We start from the raw sequence: 26231 nt of genomic DNA, 5'->3' as shown, positions 1-26231 counted from the left end.
GAGTACGCCCGCCACAACGGCCACGCCGACCTGATCCGCGAGCGGATCGACGGCGCCACCGGCGAGTGACCCCACCGAACGCCGGCCCAGCCCCACTTCCAGGGATCCGGCCCCGCCGACCCCCACGACACGCGGTCGGAAGAGAGCACAGTCCCGCGAACCGACCACCCAAGGTGAACCCCATCGGGTGAAGCCGTTACATGATTGTTGACACACAGTCAACTGTCCTCCGGCCGCCACCGATAGTGTCGTCGCGCGCAACCGTTCACCGGCCGACTGCGTCGTTGCGAATATCCGGGCAAGCACGGATATTCGCCCACGCCACAACCTGCTGGGGCGTCGCGTGCGGGCACTTCGACAGTGATCAGTGCGATACTCGGACAGTTCCAACAAGTGGATGACGTGTCAAAACGACCGTTGTCCCCCGGGGGACGAGTACGGAACGAGACAGGGAGGCGCGGCTAATGGGAGCACTTCGCGACGAGCACCACAACGGGTGGCTGATGCCCTCCGGCAGCTACCCGGCCGCGATGTACGAGGAATCGTGGGACGGCGAGGAGACGCTGCCGAGCGGGCAGCCCGGGCCGTCCAAGATCGTCTCGCTCCGGCCCACCGGGTTCGAGGCCGCCCGCACGGTCGGCGAGCACATCCGTGCTGCCACGCCGGTGGTCATGGACCTCACCGAGATGAACGACGCCGAGGCCAAGCGGATGGTCGACTTCGCCTCCGGTCTGATCTTCGGCACCTGCGGCGGCATCGAGCGGATCGCCCGCCGGGTGTTCCTGCTCACGCCGGCGGACGTCGAGGTGATGGTGATCGACCGCCCGCTCGACGAGTCCGGCTTCTACAACCAGAGCTGACGACCAGGCCTGACGACCAGGGCCGCCACCAGCGCTGACCACCAGCGCCGGCCACCCTGGCAACCGGATCCAACGCCCCCGGCCGCACGGCAATACCACAGCGCCACCCCCCGAAGACCCCGCGCCCCGCGCGGGGTCTTCGTCGTGCGCCCCCCTTCGCACTCCCACCACCGTTGAGACCTCCACCCCCAAATTGAGACATCAATGTCTCACCTGCGCTAGGCTGCTCTCATGGCAACCGACCGCGACTCCGTCCTTGGGGCAGCCGTCGGCGTCCTCTCGCGACGCCCGACCGCCCATCTCGACGAGATCGCCCGCGCCGCCGGCATCAGCCGCGCCACCCTGCACCGGATCTTCCCGGGCCGGGAGGCCCTGATCCGCGAGGTGGGCGCGCTCGGCCTGCGTCGCTTCTCGGCCGCGCTGGACACCGCGCAGATCGAGGAGGGCGACGCCGAGTCCGCGCTGCGCCGACTGGTGGACGCGGTGGTGCCGGATGCCGCGCTGTGCGCCTTCCTCGCCGGCGAGAACCAGCTGTACGACGATCCCGAGATCAACGACCTCTGGGAGCTCCAAGACGCCCGGGTCCGCGCACTGTTCCTGCGCGGCCAGCAGGAGGGGGCGTTCAGGGTCGAGCTCTCGGCCGGCTGGCTCAGTGAGGCGTTCTTCGACCTGGTGGCCGGCATCGGCTGGGCCGTCCAGGAAGGCCGGCTCGCCCCTCGCGAAAGCGCATTCTCGCTCGCCGAGTTGTTCCTCGGCGGCGCTCTACGGAGACCTGATACCCGATGAGTTCCCCCCTCTCCACAACCCCGCCGGGCCCGCCCGGCCACCTGCCGCCCACCCACACCTCAACTGCCGGCTCCGAGACCGCCCCCAACCCCACCACCGGCCGCCGCTGGACCGGCCTCGCCGTCCTCGTGCTCGCCGTCACCCTGGTGGCGGTCGACGCGACGGTCCTCTCCCTCGCCATCCCGTCGATCACCGAAACCCTCCGCCCGTCCGGCACCCAGCTGCTGTGGATCGGCGACGTCTACTCGTTCGTGCTGGCCGGCCTGCTGGTGTCGATGGGCGCGCTCAGCGACCGGCTGGGCCGCAAGCGGGTGCTGCTGGCGGGCTCGGCGGCGTTCGGCGCGGCCTCGCTGCTGGCGGCGTACGCGCCGGGTCCGGGCTGGTTGATCCTGGCCCGGGCGCTGCTCGGCGTGGCGGGGGCGACGATCATGCCGTCCACGCTGTCGCTGATCCGCGCACTGTTCCCGGACGCCCGGGAGCGGGCGACCGCGATCGGTGTATGGGGTGCGGGCGCGACGGCAGGTGCGGCGCTCGGGCCGCTGGTGGGCGGGGTGCTGCTGGAGCACTTCTGGTGGGGCTCGGTGTTCCTGCTGAACCTGCCGGTGATGGTGCTGCTGCTGGTGTTCGGCGGCTGGCTGCTGCCGGAGTCCCGCGATCCGCGCCCGGGCCGCTGGGACATGCCGAGCGTGCTGCTGTCGATGGCGGGCGTGATCGGCGTGGTGTACGGGATCAAGGAGTTCGCCGCGCACGGCCTGTCCGACTGGGCGACCCCGGCGGTGTTCGTCCTCGGTGCGGCGGCGCTGGCGCTGTTCGTACGGCGTCAGCTCCGGCTGGCGACGCCGCTGCTGGAGATCCGGCTGTTCCGTGACCCTCGTTTCACGGCGGCGGTGCTGTCCTCGCTGATCAGTCTGATCGGCCTGTCCGGTGTGATCTTCTTCATGTCGCAGTACCTCCAGCTGGTCCGTGGCTACTCGCCGCTCTCGGCGGGTGTCGCCGAACTGCCGGCCTTCGTCGGTTCGGTGGCGGGCGGTCTGCTGACGGCCCGGCTGGCCCGGCGGGCCGGTGCGCGCCGGGTGCTGACGGTCGGCCTGCTGGTGATGGGGCTGGGCATCGCGGTGCTGGGCGTGATCCACGCCGACAGCGCCTACCTGCTGATCGGCTCGTCGTTCCTGGCGCTGGGCACCGCCGAGGGCGTGGTGTACACCCTCTCCTCGGACCTGGTGCTGGGTGCCGCTCCGGCCGACAAGGCGGGCGCCGCTTCGGCGGTGTCGGAGACGGCGTACGAGCTGGGCGCGGCGCTCGGCATCGCGCTGGTCGGCTCGATCGTGACGGCCCTGTACGCGGGGTCGCTGACCGTCCCTGCGCACACGGACCCGGCGCTCGCCGACCAGGCCGGGCAGTCGCTGGGCGGTGCGGTGGAGGTGGCCTCGACGCTGCCGGCCGGCCCCGCCGAGCAGCTGCTGGCGGCCGCGAACACGGCGTTCGTCCACGGCATCAACGTCGCCGCGTGGATCTCGGCCGCCCTGCTGCTGACCGCCGCGGCCCTCGCCCGCCATCTCCTGCGCCCCCGCACCGAGAACGCCGCCCGGAGCGCCACCGCTCCCCGGCACGACCCGGCCCACCACTGATTCACCCCTGTTCCCGCAGGTGGGCCACCAGCCGCTCGGTGTCCGCCGAGCTCCACCCCTCGGGCGGGACGATCCGCGCCCAGGCCTCGACCGGCATCAGTCCGTAGCGGTGCCCGTGCCCTTCGGGCACCGCCTCGGAGGCCGCCAGGTCGCAGGACACCTGCCAGAACGTCACCAGCGGGTACCAGCGCATGGCGGGTGAGACGTCGTGGGCGCGCTGCCCGTTCAGCCAGGCGGGGCGGCTCCAGATCAGCGCGGGCTGCCACCACACCACCGGGTCGCTGCCGTTCTGCAGGTACACCACGCGGGGCTGCGGCCACGGCGCGTCGGGGACGGCGAAGTCGGAGGGTTGCTGGGCGAAGCGCACGGTGCGGCCGTCCTGGTAGACCGGCCGCCAGACGGGGCTGCCGGGCGCCCGCCCGTCGGTGATCGTCCTGCGCAGCGGGTTGTCGGGGGTGGGCCCGACCAGCAGGGCCCCGCCGGTCTCGGCGGCGAGCTGGTCGACGCCGTCGGGGAAGGCCCGTTCGACGGCGTACGAGCCGAGGCTCTCGCCGGCGACCAGCAGCCGGGGGCGGCTGTCGGCGGGCAGCTGCGACCAGTGCGCGTGGACGGCGTCGTAGAGGGCCCGGCCCGCGTCGGTGGCCTCGCCCTCGGTCAGGAAGGAGATCCAGCTCGGCAGGTAGGAGTACTGGAAGGCGACTTCGGCGCTGTCGCCGTCGTACAGGTACTCGGGCGGCTGGGCGATCCGTTCGTTGACCCAGCCGCTGCCGGTGGTGCCCATCACCACCAGGACCTTGCGCCGGAAGCCGCCGGCCCGGTCGAGTTCCGCGACGGCCCGCCGGGCCCGGTCCTCCAGCACGTGCACCGGGTCGGTGAGACCGATCCCTTCGCCGGAGCGCAGGCCGACGTAGGCCCGGACGGGGTCCTTGGCGGGCCGTCCGGTGAACGCGGAGATCTCGGCGGCGGTCGGGGCGTGGCCGACGAAGTCGCGGCCCTTCGCACCGAGGCTGTCCCAGCTCTCGAACGAGGCGGGGCTGCCGGAGAGGGTGGGAAGGTCGGGGCGGACGATGCCGGGGGCGGTCGAGCGGTCGGCGAGGGCGGCGGCGCGTTCGGCGATGCCGAGCAGGCCTCGCAGCAGGAAGCCCTCGACGAAGCCGAACACCAGGACGGCGGCGAGCGCGCCGGCCCCGGCGGCGGCCGCCCAGCCGGGGACGGCACGGCCGAGGAGCCGCCGCAGCGTCCGGGTGCCGAGCCGGACGGCCCGCGCGGCGAGCACCAGCAGCGCGCCGAGCAGCGCGGCGACGGGGAGCACCAGCGCCCACTGCCACCAGCCGATCTGCGGGTCGAGGCCGACGGCCCGCCGCGCGTCGCCCTGCCAGCGCACGCTCCAGGCGGTGACCGCGACGACCGCCCCGCCGCCCACCGCGGCCAGTGCCCACCACCCGGCGCGCCGCACCGCCGGCGCCGGCCGCAGCCCGCACCGGGGGGCGACCAGGCCGAAGAACGCGCCGAGTCCGTAGCCGAAGAGCGCGGTGATCGCCCCGGCCGCGGCCTGCAGGTGCCAGGGCCGGGGCAGCAGCGACGGCGTGAAGGACAGGCAGTAGAACAGCACCGCCCCGACCAGCGCGCTCCAGCTCGGCCACCGCCGTACGATCCGCTGCTCCCCCACTGCCCTCGGCGCTGTCGCCGCGCTGCTTCGTCCATCGGTCACCCGCCATACGTATCCGTCGCCCGGGCCGTCGATCTGACGGCCCGTCGGACTCCTCCCAATGGCGCAGCGCCGCTGGCTCCGGGGGTTGGCGCGCTCCGACGATGGGGACGGTGGGCGGAGCGTCGGTTCCGCACGTCCTGGCGCGGGCCGACGGCTCGCCCGATCGACCGCGGCGCACAGTGGCCGGCGCGGTCCTGAGCGAAAGGGTGCAGCGCGATGCGAGACGCGGACCAGAACAGTTCCCCCACCGGCGCGCCCCGCGGGCCGCTGCTGCGCCAGGGCCGGGTCGGCCCGCCGGTCCGGCCGGTCCGGCCCGGTCGGCCGGCCCGCCGCGGGGTGCGGCTGGCGCTGGCGCTGGGCGCGGCGACGACCGGGATCGCGGTGATGGCGTCCTGCGGCGGCACCTCGGGCGAGAACCCGACCCAGGCGGCGATGTCGACGTTCACGGTGGGGGCGGAGAACTTCTCGGGCGAGCCGGCGTCGCCGCTCGCCTCGGTGCACTCCTCGGCGTTGGCGTCGGTCTCGTCGGCGCAGGCGTCGGCGTCGCGGCAGGCGGCGGCGTTCGAGTCCTCGGCCAACGCCCAGCTGGCGGCGGGCCGGGAGAAGGCGACCCAGGTGCTGGCGGGCGTCCCGGACGCGGGCAACGCGTTGGGCGACGTGACGCTGACGGGGGTGCCGACGCAGGTGACCGGCGGTCTGACCGCGGCGAAGGTGACGGTCCGCAACAGCACTGGGGCGACCGCCTCGTACGCGATCCAGGTGGACTTCACCGACGGCTCGGGGCAGACCGTGGACTCGGCGGTGGTGGGCGTGGAGAACCTGGCGGCGGGCGCGACCGAGAACCCGGTGGTGTTCTCGACGAAGAGCTCGGACACCACGCTGGTGCCGGTGGTGGTGAAGGCCCAGCGCTACTGACGTCCGCGGAGCTGAGTGCCCCTCAGCGCGCGGTGCCCGCCGTTCGACCGTGGCCGAGCGGCGGGCACCGCGTGCTGAGGGGCACTCAGTTGACCGACCGGAGGATGACGTCGTCGTAGTCCCAGGCGGGGTCCTCGGCGTCCGGCCAGCTCGCGGTCTCCGCTTCGGTCTCGGGGCCGACGTCCACGGCGGCCTGTCGGGCGGCGAGTTCCTCGTCGAGCCGGTACTCCTCGCTGCGTTGCCGCTCGGTGCGGTAGTGGTCGGCGGAGTGCGGTTCGGCGGGGAACAGGTCGGTGCGGCCGACGCCGGTGGGGCGCAGGTCGTCGGGGGCTGGGTCGGTGTGTTCGGCGATTCGTCCACTTTGCATGTTCATGGGTCCATAGTGGTTCGGTGGGCCTGGGCGGGCCCGGTGCCCGGCCGGTGTGCCCCCCGATCGGGTGTACCGGGGGTCTGGGCGCGTCGGGCCACCCGGTCGGCGGCGTGGGCAACTCTTGCGACCGAACCCGGCTGGCCGCGGGCGGGGCGCGACCATAGCGTCGAGGCGGCGGGCGCGCGCCAAGGCCGTCCGCGACCGCGACCCCTGGAAGCCGGCTTCCCCAGATGACTTCTCTCTTCGCCCCGGCGCGTCCGCGCATCCGCCTCGCCGCCGTTCTGTTCGCCACCGCGGCCACCGTGCCCGCCCTGCTGGGCGCCACGACGCCCGCCCCGTTCACCGTCGACAAGTCCCCCTTGCTCGCCCCCGGCCACGCTCCGGGCGCAGCCGTGCCCGGCACAACCGTGCCCGGCGCAGCAGCCGCACCCGGTGCAGCCGTGCCCGGTCCGGCCGCACCCGGCAGCGCCGGTCGCCCGAACGTGCACCACCTCGCGCCCGGCGCCTCCGTGCAGGCCGCCGTGGACGCGGCCCGCCCGGGCGACGTGGTGGAGCTGGCCGCGGGCACCTTCCCGGGCAGCGTCACCCTCGCCACCGACGGCGTGACGCTGCGCGGGCAGGGCAACCGCACCGTGCTGGTGCCCGACCCGGCGGACCGCAGCGCGTGCGCCGCGGCCGGCAACGGGCTGTGCGTGACGGGGGTGGCGGACGACCGCGGGATGCCGGTGCGGCCGGTGTCCGGTGCGGTGGTGGAGTCGCTGGCGGTGGCGGGTTTCCCGAAGAGCGGGATCGCCGCGGCCGTCACCGACCGGTTGACGGTCCATGAGGTGTCCTCGCACGACAACGGCCTGCAGGGCATCAGCGTCGAGATGTCGACCCGTACGGTGCTGACCGACAACGAGGCTCGGGACAACGGGCAGGCGGGGATCTTCGTCGCCAACTGGTTCGACCGCAAGGGCGGTGCGCTGGAGACCCGCGGCACCCAGGTGGCGGGAAACCGACTGACCGACAATCGGATCGGCCTGCAGCTGCGCCGGGTACGTGACCTGACGGCGATCGGCAACCTGGCGTACGGCAACTGCGGCGGCATCTTCGTGGTCGGCGACGACGGGGTGCCGCGGGCCGGTTCGCTGACCGTCTCCGACAACGTGGTGCGCGCCAACAACCGTTACTGCGCACCCAATCCGCGCCTGGACGCGGTCCAGGGCACCGGCATCCTGCTGACCGGCACCGAGGACGTCGTGGTCTCCGACAACCAGGTCGCCGACCACTCCGGCACCTCGCCGATGTCGGGCGGCATCGTGCTGTACCCGAGCGTGGTGGGCGCGCCGAACGCCCGCGCGGTGATCACCGGCAACATGCTGAGCGACAACCAGCCCGCCGACATCGCCGACCTCGACCAGGACACCGGGAGCTCCTTCACGAACAACGCCTGCCGCACCTCCCAGCCCGCCGGCCACTGCTGACCGGCCATCCGAGCCCTCCAGCCCCGACGAAAGGCCGCCGCGCCCATGACCTCCGCCCCGACCCGACCCGTCCCGTCGTCCCCCACCCCCGCCGCCACCTCACCCATCGCCGCGGCCACCGCAGCAGAGGAGGCGACCGAGGCAGCCGAAGCCGCCGGTGTGCCGCCCGCGATGGTGCTGCGCGAGCTGGTCTTCGGCGCCGCCTGCGCGGGCGCGGTGCGCGCCGCCGCCAGTCTGGGGCTGGCCGACGCGCTGGACGAACAGCCCGCCACCGCCGAGGAGTTGGCGTCCCGGCTGGGCGTCGAAGCCGGCCCGTTGGAGCGGCTGCTGCGGGCCCTGGTCTGCTACCAGGTGTTCGACCGGGCCGCCGACGGCCGCTACCGCCACACCCCGCTGTCGCGGCTGCTGCGCGCCGAGGAGCCGGGCAGCCTGCGCGACATCGCGCTGTGGTGCACCGAGCCGTGGACGTGGCAGTCCTGGTCGCGGCTGGACGACGCGGTGCGCACCGGGCGCAGCGTGTTCGCCGATGCCTTCGGCAAGGAGTTCTTCCAGTACCTGCACGACGACGCGCCGCAGTCGGCGGCGCTGTTCAACCGGGCGATGACGCAGTCCAGCCGGCAGTCCGCGCAGGACCTGGCGGATTTCCTGGATCTGGCGGGCATCGCCACGGCGGCCGACATCGGCGGCGGCCAGGGGCAGGCGCTGGCGGCGTTGATGGAGCGTCATCCGGCGCTGCACGGCACGCTGCTGGATCTGCCGAAGGTGGTCGAGCACGCCGATCCGCGGCTGCTGCCGGGCGGTGCGCTGGCGGAGCGGGCCCGGCTGGTGCCGGGCGACTGCCGGGTCGCGATCCCGGTGCAGGCCGATCTGTACCTGGTGAAGAACATCCTGGAGTGGGACGACGAGTCCACCCGCCGCACGTTGCGCAATCTGCGTCAGGTGGCCCGTCCGGGGGCCCGGGTGGTGATCGTGGAGAACCTGGTGGACGACTCCCCGTCGATGCGTTTCACCACTGCGATGGACCTGCTCCTGCTGCTGAACGTCGGCGGCGCCAAGCACACGCTGGGCAGTCTGACGGCGCTGATCGAGGAGTCCGGCCTGCTGCTGCGGTCGGTGGCCCCGGTCAACGCGTACCTGCACGCCTTCACCTGCACCGTCCCCTGAGGCCCCTGACCGGTGCCGACGGAGAAGCCGTCCGGAGATCGTCCGGACGGCTTCTCCGTTGCGCGAGTGCGCGGGAGCGCGAGTACGCGGGAGCGCTACACCGCCTCCGCCGCCATCTCGGCGACCAGCGCGGTGGTGTGCCGGCCGGCCCGGAAGCGCGGGTCGGCGAGGGTGCGGCGCAGGTAGTCGGTGGTGGTGCGGACACCGGGGCCGTCGATGCGGAACTCGGCGAGGGCGCGGTCGAGGCGGGCGACGGCCTGTTCGCGGTCGGGCGCCCAGGCGATGGTCTTGGCGAGCAGCGAGTCGTAGTCGGGGCCGATCGGCCAGCCGGGGTAGGCGTGGGTGTCGACCCGGACGAACGGGCCGCCGGGCGGGACGAATTCGGTGAGCAGTCCGGGGGTGGGCAGGAAGCCGCGGTCGGGGTCCTCGGCGTTGACCCGGGCTTCGACGGCCGCGCCGCGCGGTGCGACGGTGTCCTGGCGGTGGGTCAGGGGTTCGCCGGCGGCGATGGTGAGCTGTTCGCGGACGAGATCGATGCCGGTGACCATCTCGGTGACGGGGTGTTCGACCTGGAGGCGGCAGTTGACCTCCATCAGGTGGAAGGAGCCGTCGGGGCCGAGTACGAACTCGAAGGTGGCGGCGCCGACGTAGCCGACGGCGAGGGCGCCGCGGACGGCGGCGGCGCAGATCTCGCGGCGCAGCGGGTCGGGCAGGTTGGGTGCGGGCGATTCCTCGATCAGCTTCTGGTGGCGGCGTTGCACGGAGCAGTCGCGTTCGCCCAGGTGGATGGCGTTGCCGTGGTGGTCGCAGAGCACCTGGACCTCGATGTGCCGGGCGCTGTCGACGTAGCGTTCGAGGTAGAGCCGGTCGTCGCCGAAGACGGCGCGGGCGTGGGCGCGGGTCTCCTGGAAGGCGGTGGCCAGGTCGGCGGCGTCGCGGACCACGGCCATGCCGCGTCCGCCGCCGCCGGCGATGGCCTTGAGGATGACGGGGTAGCCGGTGCGGGCGGCGATCTCGCGGGCTTCGGCGGGGCTGCGGACGGCGCCGGTGGAGCCGGGCAGGACGGGCAGTCCGGCTTCGGCCATCAGCCGGCGGGCCACGGACTTGTCGCCGAGTTGTTCGATGACCTGCGGGGGCGGGCCGATGAAGGTGAGGCCGTTGGCTTCGCAGATCTCGGCGAAGTCGGGGTCCTCGGAGAGGAATCCGTAGCCGGGGTGGACGGCCTGGGCGCCGGTGAGCCGGGCGGCTTCGACGATGGACGGGATGTGCAGGTAGCTGGCTCTGGACGCGGCCGGGCCGAGGTGGACGGCGCGGTCGGCGAAGCGGACCACCGCCGAGTCCCGGTCGGCGGTGGAGTGCACGGCGACGGTGCGGATGCCCATCTCGCGGCAGGTGCGGGCGATCCGCAGGGCGATCTCGCCGCGGTTGGCGATCAGCACGGTGGTGAACACGCCGTCCTCCTAGGCCGGTTCGACGGCGATCAGCCGCTGCTGGAACTCCACGGCGGTGCCGTCGGCGACGAGGATCTCCACCACCCGGCCGGCGGTGTCGGCCTCGACGGGGCTCATCATCTTCATCACTTCGAGCAGGCCGATCGGCTGGCCGGGGGTGATGTTGTCGCCGACCTTGACGAACGGCGGCGCGCCCGGTTCGGGCGCGTGGTAGAAGGTGCCGATCATCGGGGCGCACACGTGGTGGTGGCCGTCCTGCGGTTCCGGTGCGGCGGCGGGCGACCGGCCCTCCGTCCCGGGTGCGGCCGGAGCGCCGTCCCCGTCCCATTCGACCTCGACGGCGGTGCCGAGGTGTTCGAGTCGGATCCGGCGGGGCGGGCGGCTGCTGGTGCGGGCGAGTTCGGCGATGCTGCGGCACAGTTCGGCGAGGTCCGCGCCGGGCTCGGGGCCGCCGGAGCCGTCACCGGTGAGGGCGATCCGTCCGTGGGACGGCTGGTCTTTCACCTCGACGGTCATGGCTGGCTCCAATCTGCCGCAGCGGCGCCTTGGTCGGCGCCGTAGCGGTGGAAGCGGGCCCGGCGGGCGGCGCGCAGCCGGTCCGGGTCCCAGGGGATCAGTTCGCGCAGGGCCTCGGTGACGGCGGCTTCCAGCAGGTCGGCCGCGGCGGCGTGGTCCTGGTGGGCTCCTTCGGGCGGTTCGGGGACGATGCCGTCGACGACGCCGAGGCTGAGCAGGTCGCCGGGGTGCATGCGCAGCGAGGCGGCGGCGGCGGGGGCGGCCTGCGGGTCCTTCCACAGGATGGCGGCGCAGCCTTCGGGGCTGATCACCGAGTAGATGCCGTTGGCGCTGACCAGGACGCGGTCGGCGACGGCGAGGGCGAGGGCGCCGCCGCTGCCGCCCTCGCCGATCAGTACGGCGACGATGGGGACGGGGAGGCGGGCCATCAGGCGGAGGTTCTCGGCGATGGCGGCGGCCTGTCCGCCGGTCTCGGCCTCGGGTCCGGGGTTGGCGCCGGGGGTGTCGATCAGGGTGACGACGGGCAGGCCGAGTTTGGCGGCGAGGCGCATCAGCCGGTTGGCCTTGCGGTAGCCGGCGGGCTGGGCCATGCCGAAGCGGCGGCGGCGGCGTTCGCCGAGGTCGGGTCCGCCCTTGTCGTGGCCGATCAGGACGACGGGGGTGCCGGCCAGGCGTCCGGTGCCGGCGACGATGGCGGGGCAGTCCTCGGTGAGCCGGTCGCCGTGCAGTTCCTGGAAGTCGTCGACGAGGCGGCGGATGTAGTCGAGGGTGGTGGGCCGTTCGGGGTGCCGGGCGAGGCGGACGTTCTGCCAGGGGTCGCGGTCGGCGAGTTCGTCGACGGCGCGCAGGATGGCGGCGGGGTCGGGTGCGGCGGCGGACCCGGTCGGGCCGGGGGGCCGCAGGCCGAGGAGGCGGCCGAGGACGGGGCGCAGGCCGATCCGGGGCACGACGTCGTCCACCATGCCGTGGGCGAGCAGGAATTCGGCGGTCTGGAAGCCTTCGGGGAGTTTCTCGCCGGTGGTCTGTTCGATGACGCGGGGGCCGGCGAAGCCCATTCGGGCGCCGGGTTCGGCGAGGATGACGTCGGCGAGGGTGGCGAAGGAGGCGGCGACGCCGCCGTAGGTGGGGTCGGTGATGACGGAGACGGTGAGGATGCCGGCTTCGTCGAGTTCGGCCATGGCCTGCGCGGTCTTGGCCATCTGCATGAGCGACAGCACGCCTTCCTGCATGCGGGCGCCGCCGCTGGCGGTGACCAGGACGAGCGGGACGCGGCGGTCGAGCGCGGTGGTGGCGGCGTGCGTGATGAGGGCGCCGACGGCGCAGCCGAGGCTGCCGCCGAGGAAGCGGAAGTCCATCACGGCGGTGACGCAGGGCTGGCCCTCGATCTGTCCGGCGGCGCACAGCACGGCGTCGTGCAGGCCGGTGCGGTCGCGGGCCTCGTCGAGGCGGTCCTGGTAGGGGCGGCTGTCGACGAAGCCGAGCGGGTCGTGCAGGGCGGGCACCGGTCCGAGGAGTTCGGCGGTGCCCGGGTCGAGGAGTTGGGTGAGCCGCTGCGGGGCGGTGAGCCGCCCGTGGTGCCCGCAGTCGGGGCACACCTGCAGGGTGCGCGCCCAGCGTCTGCCGTAGAGCAGGCCGGCGCAGCCTTCGCAGCGCACCCAGTCCGTCGGTTCGCCCGGTTCGGCCACGGCGGCTCTCCCTTCTCTGTGCAATTCCCTGTGGTGGTGCGGGTGTTCAGCGCTCCCAGCGGTAGAACTCGTGGGCCATGGCGTCCTTGGGGCTGCGCCAGGTCGCCGGGTCGTAGGCGTCGACGTAGACGGCGAGCCGTTCGCTGACGTCGCGGAACTCGGGGTGGTCGGCGTACTTGGCGACCTCGGGTCCGGCGGGGCGCTCGGACTCGATCAGGTGCAGGTAGACGTCGCCGAACTGGAACAGGCTGCGGCCGCTGACGCCGATCAGGCCGGGCAGGGCGCCGCGGTCGGAGTCGGCGAAGACGCCGGCGATGTGGTCGGCGGTGCCGGGTTTCATCCGGGCGACGATCAGGGTGCGGTGCATGCCGGTCATCCGGCCGCGCCGGCGCGGTGTTCGACCTTGGCGCGGATCAGCTCCATCTGGATCTTGGAGTTCTGGTCGATCCGGTCGGTCATCCAGAGGTCGTCGACGGGCGCGGTGGGCTTCATCGCGAAGTCCTGGATCCAGCGCATCCGGGTGCTCTTCGGGAGGTCCTCGTACTCCCAGCGGATCTCCATGAATTCGAACGGGCCGGGTTCGACGCGGCGGGCGCGGACGGCGAGCGCGTCGCGGTCGGTCTCGCGTTCGGAGACCCAGCTCCACACCTGGCCGTTCTCGTCGGGGTGCATGGTGAGCCGGAACCGCACCAGTTGGCCCTGCCGGTCGAGGACCTCGACGGAGGCGTACTCGCTGAACAGCTGGGGCCACTGCTCCAGGTCGTTGGTCATGTCCCAGACCAGGTCGACGGGGGCGTTGATGAGGATGGTGTTGTCGGTGTGTCCGGGCATCTCAGGCACCAGCTTTCACGGTGGAGTTGACGGTCTGCAGGAACTCGGCGACGGGACGCCCGAGCAGGTCGGAGGAGTCGATGGAGACGCCGTAGCGGTTCTCCAGGTCGGAGAGGACGCCGAGCACCCCCAGCGAGTCGACGCCGAGGTCGAGGAACATGCAGCCCGGGTCGGCGAGTTCGTCCACGGTGACCTGGACGCCGGCCCGGGCCTTGATCAGGGTGGCGAGTTCCTCGTAGGTGATCTCGGATGCCATCTGTTGCTCCTTGCGGTGGGGTGGCGGTCAGGCCCGGCGCAGTACCAGGGCGGTGTTGGAGCCCATCAGGCCGCGGCTGAGCACCAGGGCGGTGCGCAGTTCGGCGGGCCGCGGGTGGCCTATGACCAGGTCGAGGCCGTACGGGCAGTCCTCGGTGTGCGGGGTGGGCGGGATCAGGCCCTGTTCGAGGGCGAGCACGGCGGCGGCGACGTCGAGCGCGGGGGCGCCGCAGTGGGCGCGGCCGAATCCGGCCTTGGGGGCGGTGACGGGGACGCGTTCGGCGTGTTCGCCGAGGGCGTCGGCGAGCGCGAGGGCTTCGGCGCGGTCGGCCTCGGGGACGCCGAGGGCGTCGGCGAAGACCACGTCGATCTCGTCGGGTGCGCAGTGCGCCTCGGCGAGGGCGCCGCGGACGGCGTGGGCGAGTCCTTCGCGGCTGTCGGCCCAGCGGGCGGCGCCGGTGAAGGTGGCGGTGTGTCCGGCGATCCGGGCCCGGGTGCGGGCGCCGCGCCGGCGGGCGGTGGAGGCGTCCTCGACGACGAACATCGCGCCGCCCTCGGCGGGGACGAAGCCGGCCGCGTCGGAGCCGAACGGTCGGTAGGCGCGGTCGGGGTCGTCGGTGGTGGACAGTCCGGGGTAGCCGAGCTGGCAGACCATCGAGTAGGGGGCGATCGGCGCTTCGGCGGCGCCGGCCAGCACGGCGTCGGTGCCGCGGCCGACGGCGCGGGCGGCGTGCGCGAGGGCGTCGAGGCCGCCGGCCTCGTCGGAGGCGACCACCCCGCAGGGGCCCTTGAAGCCGCCGCGGATGGAGATCTGGCCGGTGGAGGCGGCGTAGAACCAGGCGATCGACTGGTAGGGGCCGACGTGGCGGGGTCCCTCGGCCCACAGGTGCTGGAGTTCGCGCTGGCCGAACTCGCCGCCGCCGGAGCCGGCCGCGGTGACCACCGCGACCTGGAACGGGTCGTCCGGTTGGGGTGTCAGGCCGGCGTCGGTCATGGCGAGTTCGGCGGCGGCCATCGCGAAGTGCGTGAACCGGTCGGTCTGGACGAGGTAGCGCGGCTCGACGTACTCCTCGGCGTCGAAGCCGCGCACCAGGCCGGCGATCCGCAGCGGCAGGTTCTCGCAGCCTTCGCGGTCGATCCGGGCGAGCGCGGAACGGCCCTGGCAGAGCGCCTTCCAGTAGTCGTCGGCGCCGATGCCCTGCGGGGAGACCACGCCGACGCCGGTGATCACCGCGCTGCGGGTGGGGCTCATGCCGCCTCCGCTCTGCTCAGCACCACCGCGGACTGGAAGCCGCCGAAGCCGCTGCCCACCGACAGCACGTGGCGCAGCGGCAGTTCGCGGGCGGTGCGGGGGACGTAGTCGAGGTCGCACTCGGGGTCGCGTTCGGTGTAGTTGGCGGTCGGCGGGACCACGCCGTGGTGCAGGGCGAGGGTGCAGGCGACCAGTTCGATGGCGCCGATCGCGCCGAGCGAGTGCCCGACCATGGATTTGATGGAGCTCATCGGGGTGCGCCGGGCGTGCGCGCCGAGGGAGCGTTTGACGGCGGCGGTCTCGTGCCGGTCGTTCTGCTTGGTGCCGGAGCCGTGCGCGTTGACGTAGTCGATGGCGTCGCCGGGCAGCTTCGCGTGGGCGAGGGCCCGGTCGATGGCCTCGGACATCTCCACGCCGTCCCGGGTGAGGCCGGTCATGTGGTAGGCGTTGCCGAAGGTGGCGAAGCCGCCGAGTTCGGCGTAGATCCGGGCGCCGCGCTTCTCGGCGTGCTCCCATTCCTCCAGCACGATGACGGCGCCGCCCTCGCCGAGCACGAAGCCGTCGCGACTCGCGTCGAACGGGCGGGAGGCGTGTTCGGGGTCGTCGTTGCGGGCGGAGGTGGCCTTGATGGCGTCGAAGCAGGCGACGGTGATCGGGGAGATCGGCGAGTCGCAGGCTCCGGCGACGATGACGTCGGCGCGGCCGTCCTCGATGGCGAGGGCGGCGTAGCCGACGGCGTCCAGGCCGGAGGTGCAGCCGGTGGAGACGGTCTGCACGGGGCCGTGCGCGCCGAGCCGTTCGGCGACGGCGGAGGCCAGTGTGGAGGGGGAGAACGCCCGCTCCAGGTGGGGTTCGGCGGGCCGGTGGTCGACGTCCCAGTGCTCGCCGCGGCCGCTGACCAGCACGTAGTCGTGTTCGAGGCGGGTGGTGCCGCCGACGGCGGTGCCGAGCGAGACGCCGATCCGCCACGGGTCCTCGCGGGCGGGTTCGAGTCCGGCGTCGGCGACCGCCTCGTCGGCGGCGACCAGCGCGAACTGCACGTAGCGGTCGTTGCGGGCGATCTGGTCGGCGGTCAGGCCGTGCGCGACGGGGTCGAAGTCGCACTCGGCGGCGATCCGGGAGCGGAAGCCGTCCGGGTCGAACAGCGTGATGCCGCGGGTGGCGGTGCGGCCGTCGGTGAGCAGCTGCCAGAACTGCGGGACGCCGATGCCGCCGGGGGCCACGACGCCGATCCCGGTGACCGCGACCCGGCGGTTCACGACGCCGCCCCGGCCGGTTCGGGCGGCCCCGACTCGGGGGCGTTCTGCTCCTCGGTGTCGACGTGGCCGAGTTCGGGCCGGGGCGCGAGCGGCCCGAGGTGGAAGACCATGCGGGCCTGGCCGGCGCCGACGTTGCGGAACCGGTGCCGCATCCCGATCGGGATCATCAGCCCGTGGTCGGGCCGCAGCGGCCGGGTCTCCCCGTCCAGGTCGACTTCCAGTTCGCCGGAGATCACGAACACGAACTCCTCGGAGTACGGGTGGTAGTGCTCGCCGATCCGCTCCCCCGGTTCGACGATCGCCACCCCCATGAATCCGCTGGTCGCACCGACCGCCGTCGGGGTGAGCATGGCCCGCAGGTCGCCGCCGCGCTTGCGGTTCGGGGGCGCGTCGTCGACGTGGACGACTCGTGGCATCTCGGTGGTCACGGTGGGCTTCCTCTCGGGCATGGGGACGTGGGTGGCGGGTGGTCAGGTGTCGGCCGAGCGGCGGTCGGTGACCGGGGTCATCGCGCACTCGGCGAGCAGGTGGCGCAGGCCGTCGGCACTGGGCACGGGGTGTTCGGCGGGGATGTCGGCGAGCTTGCCGAGCACGGCGGCGGCGCGCGGTCCGGCCACGCCGAGTGCGGTGGCGGGGTCGGCGGCCGGGTCGGCGAGCAGGTCGACCAGCCGTACCACCAGGTCCTCGCGGCGGTAGACGGTGGCGCGCACCAGCGGCGATCCGGGGTCGGCGGCGGCGTGCTCGTCCTCGCCGGCCAGCAGTGCGGCGAGCGCCGAGCCGCAGCCGGGCCGGACGGGGTACAGGTAGGCGTGCCGCTGCACCTGGCCGGACTTGAGCGCGGCGTGGTGGTGGACGGCGGGCAGTGCGGCGCGCTGGAAGAAGTCGCGGGCGGACAGCGGGTCGTCCAGGTCGCGGTCCTCCTCCAGGTACGGGTTGATGGCCTCCTCGACGGCCCGCACCTCGGGCTGCCTGGCGACGTGCCGCAGGGCGACGACCAGGTCGCCGGCGACTTCGACGCAGCGCACGATCCGGTTGCCGCGCATGAACAGCGAGGTGCGCAGCAGCCGGGTGCGGTCGTCGACCCGGGCCTGCGGGGAGCGGTAGCCGGCCAGCAACTCGGCCGCCCTGGCCTCGGCACCGGGCTTGACGGCGAAGCTGAGCGCGTGCCGGACCACGCCGTCGGGCCCGGGACGGGGGGCGGCGGGCACGCCCGGATGGTGCTCGCCGGGGCGCAGCGGCGCGGCAGCGCTGTCGAAGGTGCGGTCGCCGTGGGTCTCCCGCAGCACGGTGTAGCGCAGCGAGTGGGTGTCGCGGACGCAGCCGTGCATCGGCTTGACCATCTCGCGGTGGTCGGCGCTGTCGACCCAGGCGAGGAACGGTACGGCGCTGTCCCATTCGCTGGTGATCAGCCAGCGGGACGGGTCGTCGATGGACTGGCAGAGCTGGTCGCTGACGTGGCCGGGCACGGCGGAGACCTGATGCCGCAGTAGTTCGTAGGCGTCGAGGAAGCGGTCCTGGGCGCCGTCGTGGACGTCGAGCATCAGGACGACGCGAAGCCGGCCCGCGACGGGCCGGCCGGTGGCGGTCTCCTCGGGTTCGGAGAGCAGGGTCATGGTGGCGGAATCCTGTCCTTGGTTCGCTCCGGGGCCCTCGGCCGGCCGCGGTGCCGTTCGGTCTCGGCGGGCGGGGCGTGGTTCGCACTCGATCGTCACGGGGGTGGGGGGCGGGCGCGAGACTTCACGGCCATCCGAGGGAAGCACCCTGCGTGGCCGTCGGCGGCGGGGGATGGATGCAGGGTCCGGCGTATCCAGCGCCCCGCACGGATGGAGCAGAGCTGATGAACACACAGATGGCGGACCGGGTTCCGGTCCTGGTCTCGGGCGGTTCCCTGGTGGGGCTGTCGGCGTCCCTCTTCCTCGGCCGGCTCGGCGTGCCGCACCTGCTGGTGGAGCGGCACGCGGAGACCTCCCGGCATCCGCGCGGGCGCGGGAACAACCTGCGCACGATGGAGCTGTTCCGCGCCGCCGGGGTGGAGGACGACATCCGGGCGGCGGCGTCGGTGCTCGCCGACAACCACGGCATCCTGCAGGCCGAGACGCTGTCGGGCGGCGAGCAGGAGTGGCTGTTCCGGGAGATCGACCCGGGCGGGGGCCTGGCCAGGTTCAGTCCGTCCGCGTGGTGCCTGTGCAGCCAGAACGACCTGGAGCCGGTGCTGCTGCGGCACGCCGCCGGGCGGGGCGACGTCCGTTTCAACACCGAGCTGCTCTCCTTCGAGCAGGACCCGGATGGGGTGACGGCGCGGCTGCGGGACCGGGCCACCGGCGAGGAACGCGAGGTGCGGGCCGACTATCTGATCGCCGCGGACGGTCCGCGCAGTCCCGTCCGGGAGCGCCTGGGCATCGGGCAGTCCGGGCGCGGCGACCTGTTCCACAACGTCAGCGTCACCTTCCGGGCCAAGCGGCTGGCGGACGTGGTCGGCGACCGGCGGTTCATCGCCTGCTACCTGACCGAGCCGGCGGGGGCGGGCGCGCTGCTGCCGGTCGACAACGACGAGAACTGGGTGTTCCACCTGCCCTGGCACCCCGAGCGCGGCGAGAGCGTCGAGGACTTCACCGACGCCCGCTGCACCGCTCACATCCGGGCCGCCGCCGGGGTCCCCGACCTGGAGGTGGAGATCACCGGCCGGGCCCCCTGGCACGCCGCCGAACGGGTCGCGGACCGGTACGGCGCGGGGCGGGTGTTCCTGGTCGGGGACGCCGCGCACGAGATGCCGCCGACCGGCGCGTTCGGTTCCAACACCGGCATCCAGGACGCCCACAACCTGGCCTGGAAGCTCGCCGCCGTCCTGGCCGGCTGGGGCGGGCCCCGGCTGCTGGACTCCTACGAGAGCGAGCGCCGCCCGGTCGCCGTGCAGACCGCGGCCCGCGCGGCGGCCCGGTCCGTCGAGCACCAGCACCCCGGCTTCGACGCGGCCCCCGCCGGCGGGCCGCGCACCAACGTCCTTGCGGTGGCGCTCGGTTACCGCTACCCGGAGGGCGCGCTGATCGGCGCGGACGCCACGGCCGGCGTCGTCCCCGAGCGCTTCGCCGCCACCGGCGAACCCGGCACCCGCGCCCCGCACGTGTGGCTGCGCGACGCCGCCGGGACGCGCCTCTCCACCCTCGACCTGTTCTCCGCCGGCCCGCTGCTGCTGGCCCCCGTCGAGGGCGGCGGGGCCTGGCCGGCCGCCGCCCGCCTGGTCGCCGAACAGACCGGCGTACCGCTGCGCTGCCTGCTGATCGGCGACGGCGGCGACCTCCTCCCCGAGCCCCCGCCCGCCGACCTCCCCTCCGGCGCCCGCCCCACCGGCCCGGTCTCCCCCACCACCTGGCCCGCCGCGTACGGGTTGCACCCGGGCGGCGCGGCACTGGTCCGCCCGGACGGCTTCGTCGGCTGGCGCGCGACAGGCGCCGTCGGCGACCCGGCCGCGGCCCTGCGGGTCGCCGTCCGCGGGATCGCCGGCCTGGCCTGAGAGAAGCACCGCCAGGGGCGCGGGGAACTGCGCGACAAGCGCAAGGCCGGTCCGCAAGGTCGCGATCACGTGCAGGTCATAGCACTGCATCGCGATCTTGCGGTTGGGTGCCTTCCGCTTCGCGCAGTTCCCCGCGCTCCTGCACTCGCACCCCCGTGCATGTGACGGGGATCACGCCGAACCGAGAACCCGGGCGTCAGCCCTCGCGTCTGGCAGGTGTGAGAGCACGCAGGAGAGCACTGGACGAGCTGGACGAGGAACGTCTGCTCCGCCTGGTCGCCAAGGGCGACCGCGCGGCGTTCGACGAGCTGTACCGGCGCACCGCCCCGTGGCTGGCGGTGCGTCTGCGCCGCCGCTGTGCGGACGAGCAGATCGTCGCCGAGGTGATGCAGGAGACCTTCCTGGCGGTGTGGCGCGCGGCCGGCGCGTTCGCCGGCAGCGTGGTGGGCGGCAGCGCCGTCGGCTGGCTGTGGACGATCGCGGCCCGCCGTCTGGTCGACGCCTTCCGCCGCCGGGCGCACCACGCCGAGCCGCCGGCCGCCGCCGCCCACCTGGCCGCCGCCCCGGCGGCCGAGGAGGAGGCGCTGGCCGCGTCGGTCGGCGGCGACGTGGGGGACGCGTTGCGCCGTCTGGCCCCCGAGCTGCGCGCGGTGCTGCAGGCCACCGTCCTGGACGGGCTCTCCGTGCGGGAGGCCGCCGTCCTGCTCAGACTGCCCGAGGGCACGGTCAAGACCCGTGCCCGCCGGGCCCGGATCGCGATGCGGAAGGAGCTGGCATGAGCACGGACCACGCCTCGGCCGGGCTGATCGACGAGTACGCGCGCGGCGGCGACGGCCTGCCCGCGGACACCGTCTGGGCGTTGGAGGCGCACCTGGAGGGCTGCGCGCCCTGCCGGGGGCTGCTGGCGGCGGCCGTGCCGGCCGCGGCGCCCGATGTCGCGGCGCTGGTCGGCTCCGTGCACGCCGCGCTGGGGCCGCAGTTGGGCACGGCCCGCCCGGTGCCGGTGCGGCGGCGGGCCCGGTGGCTGCCGGCCTGGGCCGTGCCGGCCGTGACGCCCTGGCTGCTGACCGCCGTCGCGGTGGTGGTGCTGGCGCTGACGCTGGACTCCGCCGGGCCGCCGGACCTGCTCGGCCGGGTGTCTCCGCTGCTGCTGGTGGCGCCCGTGCTGCCGCTGTGCGCGGCCGCCGCCGCCTGGGCGCCTGGCCTCGACCCGGCGCACGAACTGACCGCCGCCGCTCCGCGCTCCGGCCTTCCGCTGCTGCTGCGGCGCACCGTCGCCGCGCTCGCCGTGGTGCTGCCGGTGCTGCTGGCGGCGGGCTGGCTGACCGGCGCGATGTCGGCCGCGCAGTGGCTGCTGCCTTCGCTGGCGTTCACCACCACCGCACTCGCCCTGGGCAGTGTCGTCGGCGTCGGCCGGGCCGCCGCCGCGCTGGTCGCCGTCTGGGCCGCCGCCGTCGCGGCTCCCCTCTGGGCCACCGGCCGCCTGCCGTTCGTGCTGCGGCCCGAGCAGCTGCCCGGCTGGGCGCTGCTGCTCGTCCTCGGCGCGGCCACCGTGCTCGCCCGTCGGCGCGCCTACTCCGCACCCCGTACCTGACCCACCCCTTTCCGGAAGGAACCACCTTCATGCCACGCGCCGTCAGCGCGGCCTCCGTCGCGCCCAAAACCCATGCCTGGGAGATCCGCGCCGAGGGCCTGCTCGTCCGGGCCGGACGCAAGAAAATGGCCGTCAACGGCCTCGACCTCGCCCTGGGCACCGGTGCCCACGGCCTGCTCGGCCCGAACGGGGCCGGCAAGACCACCCTGATCCGGGCGCTGGCCACCGTGCTGCGCCCGGCCGGCGGCGAGCTGGAACTGCTCGGCACCGCCGCCGACGGCGCCGACCTGCGGGCGCTGCGCCGCCGGATCGGCTACCTGCCACAGGACTTCGGCTACTACCGGCGCTTCACCGTCCGCGAGTTCGTCGAGTACATGGCCTGGCTGAAGGAGGTCCCGAAGGCCGAGATCCCCGGCGCCGTCCAGCGGGCGGTGGAACGGGTCGGCCTTGCGGACCGCGCCGACCACCGGATGAAGACGCTGTCCGGCGGCATGGTGCGGCGGGCCGGCATCGCCCAGGCCATCGTCAACGACCCCGACCTGCTGCTGCTGGACGAGCCGACCGCCGGGCTGGACCCGGCGCAGCGGCTGCGCTTCCGCGAGCTGCTGCAGGAACTCGGCCGGGACACCTGCGTGGTGGTCTCCACCCACCTGGTCGAGGACGTCGCCGCCGCCTGCTCCGACGTGGTGCTGTTCGCGGACGGCCGCCTGGTCTTCCAGGGCACCCCGGACGACCTGGCCGCCGCCGGCGGGCCCGAACACCCGGGCGACAGCCCGCTGGAGCGCGGCTACTCGGCGCTGCTCCGCCACACCGAACAACCCGGGGGCATCTGGTGAACACACGTGTGCTGCGGACCGAGCTGCGTCGCTCGGCCGCGCCCTGGGCCGGGCTGCTGGTGCTCGGCGGCTCGCTGGCGATCCTGTTCGCGATCGACGGCATCTGGTGGCGCGGCACGGCCGGCTGGACGGCGCAGTGGACGCCGATGGCGATGTGGACGCGCTGGCTGCTGGCCTTCTGGTGGCCGCTGTCGGTCGGTGCCGGCGCGCTGTACGGCCTGCGCGACGCCCGTTCGGGGACGGCAGAGCTGTTCGGCACCGTGCCGAAGCCGGCCTGGCGGCGCGCCGCGCTGCCCGCCGGGGCGATGGCCGGGGTACTGATGGCCGGGTTCGGCCTGGTGGTGGCGGCGGGCGGCGTGCAGGTGGCGCTCGGCGACACCCGGTACCGGCCGCTGGGCTGGGTGCCGATCTCGCTGGTGGCGGTGCTCGCCCTGGCGGCGGCCGCGGTGTTCGGCATGGGCGTGGCGCGGGCCGTGCCGTCGGTGCTGACACCGCCCGCGCTGGTGGTGCTCTCGCTGATGACGGTGGCCGCGCTGCTGCGGTTCACCACCGACGGCGCGGTGCCCAGCGCCCCTTTCGCACCGAACCGGTTCGCCCTGCTCTCCCCTGTGACGGTCGACCCGCGTGAGTCGCTGCTCACCCTGTCCGGCTCCGTCCACCTCGGCCAGACGCTGTGGCTGCTGGGCCTGGCCGCGACCGGATTCGCGCTGCTGGTCGCCGCGACCCGCCGGGCCCGGCTGCTGGCCCTCGTCCCGGTGCTGGTGGGCGCGGCCCTGGCGCTGGCGGTGCTGCCCGGCGACGCCCGCCGCACGTACGTGGTGGACGCGGCGGCGGCCCGGCCGGTCTGCGACGGACCGGTGTGCGTGACGACGGAGAACCGGCACCGGCTGCCCGAACTGTCGGCGCGCGGCGCGGAGGCGCTGCACATTCTGCACGAGGTACTGGGCGACCGGGCGCCACAGGCGATCCGCGAGGACGCCGAGCCGCGCGCCCTCGGCGGGCTGCGGCCGGTCGACGCCGGAACGGTCCTGGTGGACTTCGACGAACGGGAGTTCGCCCACGCGAGCGGCCGGGACCTCACCCGCGCCCTGGTCGCGCAGGGCCTCGTCCCGACCTGCTACGCCCGCACCGACCGGGAGGGCGGGATGGTCGAGGACGCCGCCACGCAGAGCGTCGCCGCGAGCTGGGCGCTCGGCGAGAGCGCCCTGGTCCCGGTGGAGACCCCGGGCACCAGCATGTACGACCGGCAGGGCTGGGAGGACGCCCGGACCGCCTGGACGGCGTTCGCCGCCACTCCCCCGGCCGAGCAGCGGGCCCGGATCGCCGCACTGCACGACGCCGCGCTGTCCTGCTCGGTGGACCACCGTGCGACTGTCCTGGCCGGAACGGAGGGCCGATGAACTGGCTTGTGCTGTATGCCCGTTCGCGTCAGGTGCCGCTCTCGGCGGCGGTGGTGGCGGCCGTCGCGCTGAGTGTGTGGGCGCTGGTGGACGGCGCCCCGGACGGCTCGGACGACCTGGGGACCACCGCCTTCGTGCTGGCCGCGAACGTGCTGGCCGCGATCGTCGGCCTCGGCGGGCAGGACGCGGTGCTCGACCGCACCGCCGCGATCCGCTGGGCGCCGCGCCGGGCCGCGCACGTCCTGCTGATCGGCGCCGCCGCCGGAGCGGTCCTGCTGGCCGTCCAGGCCGTGGGGCCCCACCTGGCCGGCGCCTCGGTGGTGGTCCGTGACAGTGCGGGCCTGGCGGGCCTGGCCGCGTTCGGCGCCGCCTGCTGGGGCACCACGTACGGGTGGACGCTGCCGACCGGCTGGCTCGCCTTCACACTGCTGGTCCCGCCGATCGGCGGGACGCCGGGCCGGGTGGCGATGTGGCTGAACCAGCCCGCCGGCACCACGGCGTCCACCGTGACGGCGTCGGCCCTGTTCCTGGTCGGCACCACGCTGTACGCCTTCGCCGGGCCGCGACGATAGCCCTGCGGGCGCGAACCCGGGGGTGCGAGGAACTGCGCGAAGCGGAAGGCACCCAGTCCGCAAGATCGCGACGCAGGACAATGACCTGCACGTGATCGCGACCTTGCGGACGTGGCGTGCGCTTGTCGCGCAGTTCCCCGCGCCCCTGGGTTCGCGCCCGTCGGCTCTCGCGCTCCCCGGTCCTCAGGGGCGGAGCGCAGCGACCAGCGCCAGCAGCACGAAGCCGATGACCACGGCGAGGCTGAGCTGGAACGCCCCCGGGTAGTCCGCGGGGGTGTGCAGGTGCCCGAAGAACGTGGCTCCGACGGTGGCGATGCCCGCGGCGGAGCCGATCCGCTGGGCGGTCTGCAGGACGCCGCCGGCGCTGCCCGCCCGGGCGACGGGGACTTCGTTGAGGGTGAGGGCCTGGTTCGGGGAGACGACCAGGCCGCTGCCGAGTCCGGCGATCAGCAGGGGCAGGGCGGTGGCCCAGCCGACGAAGGGGCCGTTGAAGAGGTGGACGGCGAGCGCGGCGAGGGCCAGGCCCACGGCGACGGTGGCGAGGCCGAACGCGATCAACCGGCGGCCGTGCCGGGTGACGATCCGTCCGCCGATGGTGGAGGCGACCGCGGAGGCGAGCGCGAACGGGGTGATGGCGAGGCCCGCGTAGAGCGCGCTGTAGCCGCGGCCGGACTGCAGGTACAGCGTGAAGACGAAGAACACGGCCGTGAACCCGGCGAAGTACAGCAGCGACACCAGCGAGCCGGCGGTGAACGAGCGGGTCCGGAACAGCTCGGGGTGGACCAGCGGTTCGCGGCGGCGCGCGTACCACCGCTCCCACCGGACGAAGGCGGCGAGCACGAGCAGCGATCCGGCCAGCAGCAGCCACTTGCGGGCGTCGTGCCACTGCGCCTGGACGAGCGGGAGCAGCAGCAGGACGGTGCCGACGCCGAGCAGCAGCACCCCGACGGGGTCGAAGTCGCGGCGGGCGCAGGTGTCGGGGGTGGGGGCGGGCAGCAGGCGGCGGGCGAAGGGCAGGGCGACCAGGCCGATCGGCAGGTTGACGTAGAAGACCCAGCGCCAGCCCTCCTCGGCGCCGAACGCGGCGATCAGCAGGCCGCCGAGGAGCGGTCCGACGGCGGTGGAGAAGCCGATGGTGGTGCCGAGCAGCCCGAACGCGCGGGCGCGTTCGCCGCCCCGGAAGAGTTGCTGGATGAAGCCGGAGACCTGCGGGACGAGCAGGCCGCCGGACATGCCCTGCAGCAGTCGGGCGATGACCAGCCAGTCCTCGTTCTGGGCGGCGCCGGCCAGCGCGCTGGTGGCGGTGAACAGGGCGAGGCCGGTGAGGAAGACGGGCCGGCGGCCGACCGCGTCGCCGAGCCGCCCGGCGGGGACGAGGACCAGGCCGAATGCCAGCGAGTAGCCGGAGAGCACCCATTGGAGGCCTGCTTCCGACATGTCCAGGCCGGCGCGCACGGACGGCAGTGCGACGTTGACGATCGACACGTCCAGCAGCGTCATGAAGCCGGCGACCAGGCAGACCGCGAGGGCCCGCCAGCGGCGTACCTCGGTGGTGGTGTCGCCGGCTGTGGTGGGCTGGGCCATGCGCGGTGTCCTTCCGTCCGGCGTCCCAGTCTGGGCGGCGCGGACGGCGGCGGGCGTGCGGCGCGCCGGGGTTGACGGCCGGTCGGCCGGTCGGCCGACTGCGGGTCAGGCGTCGGCGGGCAGGTCGAGGACGAGTTGTTGGGCGTCGGCGAAGGCCGGCGGGGCGGCGCCGAGGTCGGCGAGGGTGGTGATGACGACGGCGTCGACGCCTTCCAGCCAGTTGCTGGTCTTGGACTGGACGACGACGCTCTGGCTGTGTTCGGAGCCGTCGCAGACCACCAGGGTGGGCGAGGTGCGGGTGGAGCCGAAGGCCACGGTGGCGGGGTCGTCGGGGTCGGTCTGTTCGACGGAGGTGTTGAGCGAGCGCGGGCCGTCGGAGGCGGCGCAGGTGTAGTCGAGTTCGACCCGGACGCGGCTGGGGACCTTCGGGTCGATGGTGATCCCGGTGATCTCGATGGCGGTGGCCGCGTCGGAGGCGCCGGGTTCCTCGTCGGCGACGGCGGCGGGAGCGAGGGCCAGGCCCAGGGCGAGGGCGGCGAGGGCGGCGGGGAGGCGGAGCTGCACGGCGGGGCCTTCCGGACGGAG

At 74.2% G+C, this 26231-nt stretch carries 27 protein-coding genes; 13 read left to right on the top strand and 14 right to left on the bottom strand.

Features of this window, described 5'->3' with window-relative positions; all coding sequences use genetic code 11:
• From AMK19_RS37530 to AMK19_RS25990, 4 genes are all read left to right on the top strand, one after another.
• Positions 1-69, top strand: a 69-nt coding sequence (locus AMK19_RS37530) for a mycothiol transferase (protein ID WP_241844592.1), incomplete at its 5' end; no start/stop codon positions are given.
• Between the two features lie 395 nt (positions 70-464).
• Positions 465-860 (top strand): cell division protein SepF, encoded by a 396-nt coding sequence (locus AMK19_RS26000; protein ID WP_143200392.1) that lies wholly within the window; start codon positions 465-467, stop codon positions 858-860.
• 231 nt (positions 861-1091) lie between these two features.
• The gene (locus tag AMK19_RS25995; RefSeq protein WP_073815789.1) at positions 1092-1646 is read left to right on the top strand and encodes a TetR/AcrR family transcriptional regulator; all 555 of its coding nucleotides are present in this window, start codon (positions 1092-1094) and stop codon (positions 1644-1646) included.
• The gene (locus tag AMK19_RS25990) at positions 1643-3274 is read left to right on the top strand and encodes an MFS transporter (RefSeq protein WP_083647353.1); all 1632 of its coding nucleotides are present in this window, start codon (positions 1643-1645) and stop codon (positions 3272-3274) included. The genes AMK19_RS25995 and AMK19_RS25990 overlap by 4 nt, the downstream gene beginning before the upstream one ends.
• A gap of 1 nt (position 3275) precedes the next feature.
• Here the strand turns inward: AMK19_RS25990 and AMK19_RS25985 are convergent, their stop codons facing one another.
• A complete protein-coding gene (locus AMK19_RS25985) occupies positions 3276-4985 on the bottom strand; it encodes an alpha/beta hydrolase (RefSeq protein ID WP_073815787.1) in 1710 nt (569 codons plus the stop codon).
• Positions 4986-5201: 216 nt separating this feature from the next.
• Here AMK19_RS25985 and AMK19_RS25980 point away from each other — a divergent pair, with 216 nt between their 5' ends.
• On the top strand, positions 5202-5900 hold the full coding sequence (locus tag AMK19_RS25980) for a hypothetical protein (protein WP_083647351.1): 699 nt from the start codon (positions 5202-5204) through the stop codon (positions 5898-5900).
• A gap of 85 nt (positions 5901-5985) precedes the next feature.
• Here AMK19_RS25980 and AMK19_RS25975 read toward each other — a convergent pair whose 3' ends face one another.
• On the bottom strand, positions 5986-6273 hold the full coding sequence (locus AMK19_RS25975; protein WP_073815785.1) for a hypothetical protein: 288 nt from the start codon (positions 6271-6273) through the stop codon (positions 5986-5988).
• A 227-nt stretch (positions 6274-6500) separates the two neighbouring features.
• Between AMK19_RS25975 and AMK19_RS25970 the strand changes: the two genes are divergently transcribed.
• Positions 6501-7736 (top strand): right-handed parallel beta-helix repeat-containing protein, encoded by a 1236-nt coding sequence (locus AMK19_RS25970; protein ID WP_143200391.1) that lies wholly within the window; start codon positions 6501-6503, stop codon positions 7734-7736.
• Between the two features lie 45 nt (positions 7737-7781).
• Positions 7782-8900: a methyltransferase gene (locus AMK19_RS25965; RefSeq protein WP_073815784.1), complete on the top strand. Its 1119-nt coding sequence runs from the start codon at positions 7782-7784 to the stop codon at positions 8898-8900.
• Between the two features lie 95 nt (positions 8901-8995).
• Here AMK19_RS25965 and AMK19_RS25960 read toward each other — a convergent pair whose 3' ends face one another.
• The 10 genes from AMK19_RS25960 to AMK19_RS25915 are packed head-to-tail and all read right to left on the bottom strand — an operon-like array spanning position 8996 to position 17762.
• Complete coding sequence (locus tag AMK19_RS25960) at positions 8996-10351, bottom strand: acetyl-CoA carboxylase biotin carboxylase subunit (protein ID WP_073815782.1); 1356 nt, start codon at positions 10349-10351, stop codon at positions 8996-8998.
• Positions 10352-10360: 9 nt separating this feature from the next.
• A complete protein-coding gene (locus AMK19_RS25955; RefSeq protein WP_073815781.1) occupies positions 10361-10867 on the bottom strand; it encodes an acetyl-CoA carboxylase biotin carboxyl carrier protein in 507 nt (168 codons plus the stop codon).
• On the bottom strand, positions 10864-12552 hold the full coding sequence (gene accD, locus AMK19_RS25950) for an acetyl-CoA carboxylase, carboxyltransferase subunit beta (protein ID WP_073815779.1): 1689 nt from the start codon (positions 12550-12552) through the stop codon (positions 10864-10866). Before accD ends, AMK19_RS25955 begins: the two co-directional genes overlap by 4 nt.
• A 46-nt stretch (positions 12553-12598) precedes the next feature.
• A complete protein-coding gene (locus tag AMK19_RS25945) occupies positions 12599-12919 on the bottom strand; it encodes a TcmI family type II polyketide cyclase (protein ID WP_073815822.1) in 321 nt (106 codons plus the stop codon).
• Between the two features lie 5 nt (positions 12920-12924).
• The gene (locus AMK19_RS25940; protein WP_073815777.1) at positions 12925-13383 is read right to left on the bottom strand and encodes an SRPBCC family protein; all 459 of its coding nucleotides are present in this window, start codon (positions 13381-13383) and stop codon (positions 12925-12927) included.
• Position 13384: 1 nt separating this feature from the next.
• Positions 13385-13639, bottom strand: coding sequence for an acyl carrier protein (locus tag AMK19_RS25935; RefSeq protein ID WP_073815776.1), 255 nt, complete (start codon positions 13637-13639; stop codon positions 13385-13387).
• Positions 13640-13666: 27 nt separating this feature from the next.
• Positions 13667-14890 carry a beta-ketoacyl synthase N-terminal-like domain-containing protein gene (locus AMK19_RS25930; RefSeq protein WP_073815774.1) on the bottom strand — a complete coding sequence of 408 codons (1224 nt, stop codon included), beginning with the start codon at positions 14888-14890 and terminating at the stop codon, positions 13667-13669.
• Entirely contained in the window at positions 14887-16149 is a 1263-nt protein-coding gene (locus AMK19_RS25925; protein WP_073815772.1) for a beta-ketoacyl-[acyl-carrier-protein] synthase family protein, read from the bottom strand. Before AMK19_RS25925 ends, AMK19_RS25930 begins: the two co-directional genes overlap by 4 nt.
• Positions 16146-16577, bottom strand: coding sequence for a cupin domain-containing protein (locus tag AMK19_RS25920; RefSeq protein ID WP_073815771.1), 432 nt, complete (start codon positions 16575-16577; stop codon positions 16146-16148). The genes AMK19_RS25925 and AMK19_RS25920 overlap by 4 nt, the downstream gene beginning before the upstream one ends.
• 42 nt (positions 16578-16619) lie before the next feature.
• Entirely contained in the window at positions 16620-17762 is a 1143-nt protein-coding gene (locus AMK19_RS25915; protein WP_073815769.1) for a SchA/CurD-like domain-containing protein, read from the bottom strand.
• A gap of 224 nt (positions 17763-17986) precedes the next feature.
• Between AMK19_RS25915 and AMK19_RS25910 the strand changes: the two genes are divergently transcribed.
• The 6 genes from AMK19_RS25910 to AMK19_RS25885 all read left to right on the top strand — a co-directional run bounded on the left by AMK19_RS25910 (position 17987) and on the right by AMK19_RS25885 (position 24062).
• Positions 17987-19660 carry an FAD-dependent oxidoreductase gene (locus AMK19_RS25910; protein ID WP_073815767.1) on the top strand — a complete coding sequence of 558 codons (1674 nt, stop codon included), beginning with the start codon at positions 17987-17989 and terminating at the stop codon, positions 19658-19660.
• Between the two features lie 218 nt (positions 19661-19878).
• A complete protein-coding gene (locus AMK19_RS25905; protein ID WP_073815765.1) occupies positions 19879-20439 on the top strand; it encodes an RNA polymerase sigma factor in 561 nt (186 codons plus the stop codon).
• Positions 20436-21254 (top strand): zf-HC2 domain-containing protein, encoded by an 819-nt coding sequence (locus tag AMK19_RS25900; protein WP_073815763.1) that lies wholly within the window; start codon positions 20436-20438, stop codon positions 21252-21254. The genes AMK19_RS25905 and AMK19_RS25900 overlap by 4 nt, the downstream gene beginning before the upstream one ends.
• Before the next feature lie 29 nt (positions 21255-21283).
• Entirely contained in the window at positions 21284-22090 is an 807-nt protein-coding gene (locus AMK19_RS25895) for an ABC transporter ATP-binding protein (RefSeq protein ID WP_073815762.1), read from the top strand.
• Complete coding sequence (locus AMK19_RS25890; protein WP_073815760.1) at positions 22087-23490, top strand: hypothetical protein; 1404 nt, start codon at positions 22087-22089, stop codon at positions 23488-23490. Before AMK19_RS25895 ends, AMK19_RS25890 begins: the two co-directional genes overlap by 4 nt.
• Entirely contained in the window at positions 23487-24062 is a 576-nt protein-coding gene (locus tag AMK19_RS25885) for a hypothetical protein (RefSeq protein ID WP_073815758.1), read from the top strand. Before AMK19_RS25890 ends, AMK19_RS25885 begins: the two co-directional genes overlap by 4 nt.
• A 183-nt stretch (positions 24063-24245) precedes the next feature.
• Here the strand turns inward: AMK19_RS25885 and AMK19_RS25880 are convergent, their stop codons facing one another.
• Together AMK19_RS25880 and AMK19_RS38235 are read right to left on the bottom strand one after the other, a co-directional pair.
• Positions 24246-25646, bottom strand: coding sequence for an MFS transporter (locus AMK19_RS25880; RefSeq protein ID WP_073815757.1), 1401 nt, complete (start codon positions 25644-25646; stop codon positions 24246-24248).
• 105 nt (positions 25647-25751) lie between these two features.
• The gene (locus AMK19_RS38235) at positions 25752-26210 is read right to left on the bottom strand and encodes a hypothetical protein (RefSeq protein ID WP_073815756.1); all 459 of its coding nucleotides are present in this window, start codon (positions 26208-26210) and stop codon (positions 25752-25754) included.
• Between the last annotated feature and the right edge of the window lie 21 nt (positions 26211-26231).

This window comes from Kitasatospora sp. CB01950 (assembly GCF_001905465.1).
Classification (GTDB): Bacteria; Actinomycetota; Actinomycetes; order Streptomycetales; family Streptomycetaceae; genus Kitasatospora.
This window is presented reverse-complemented; position numbering and strand designations above follow the sequence as displayed.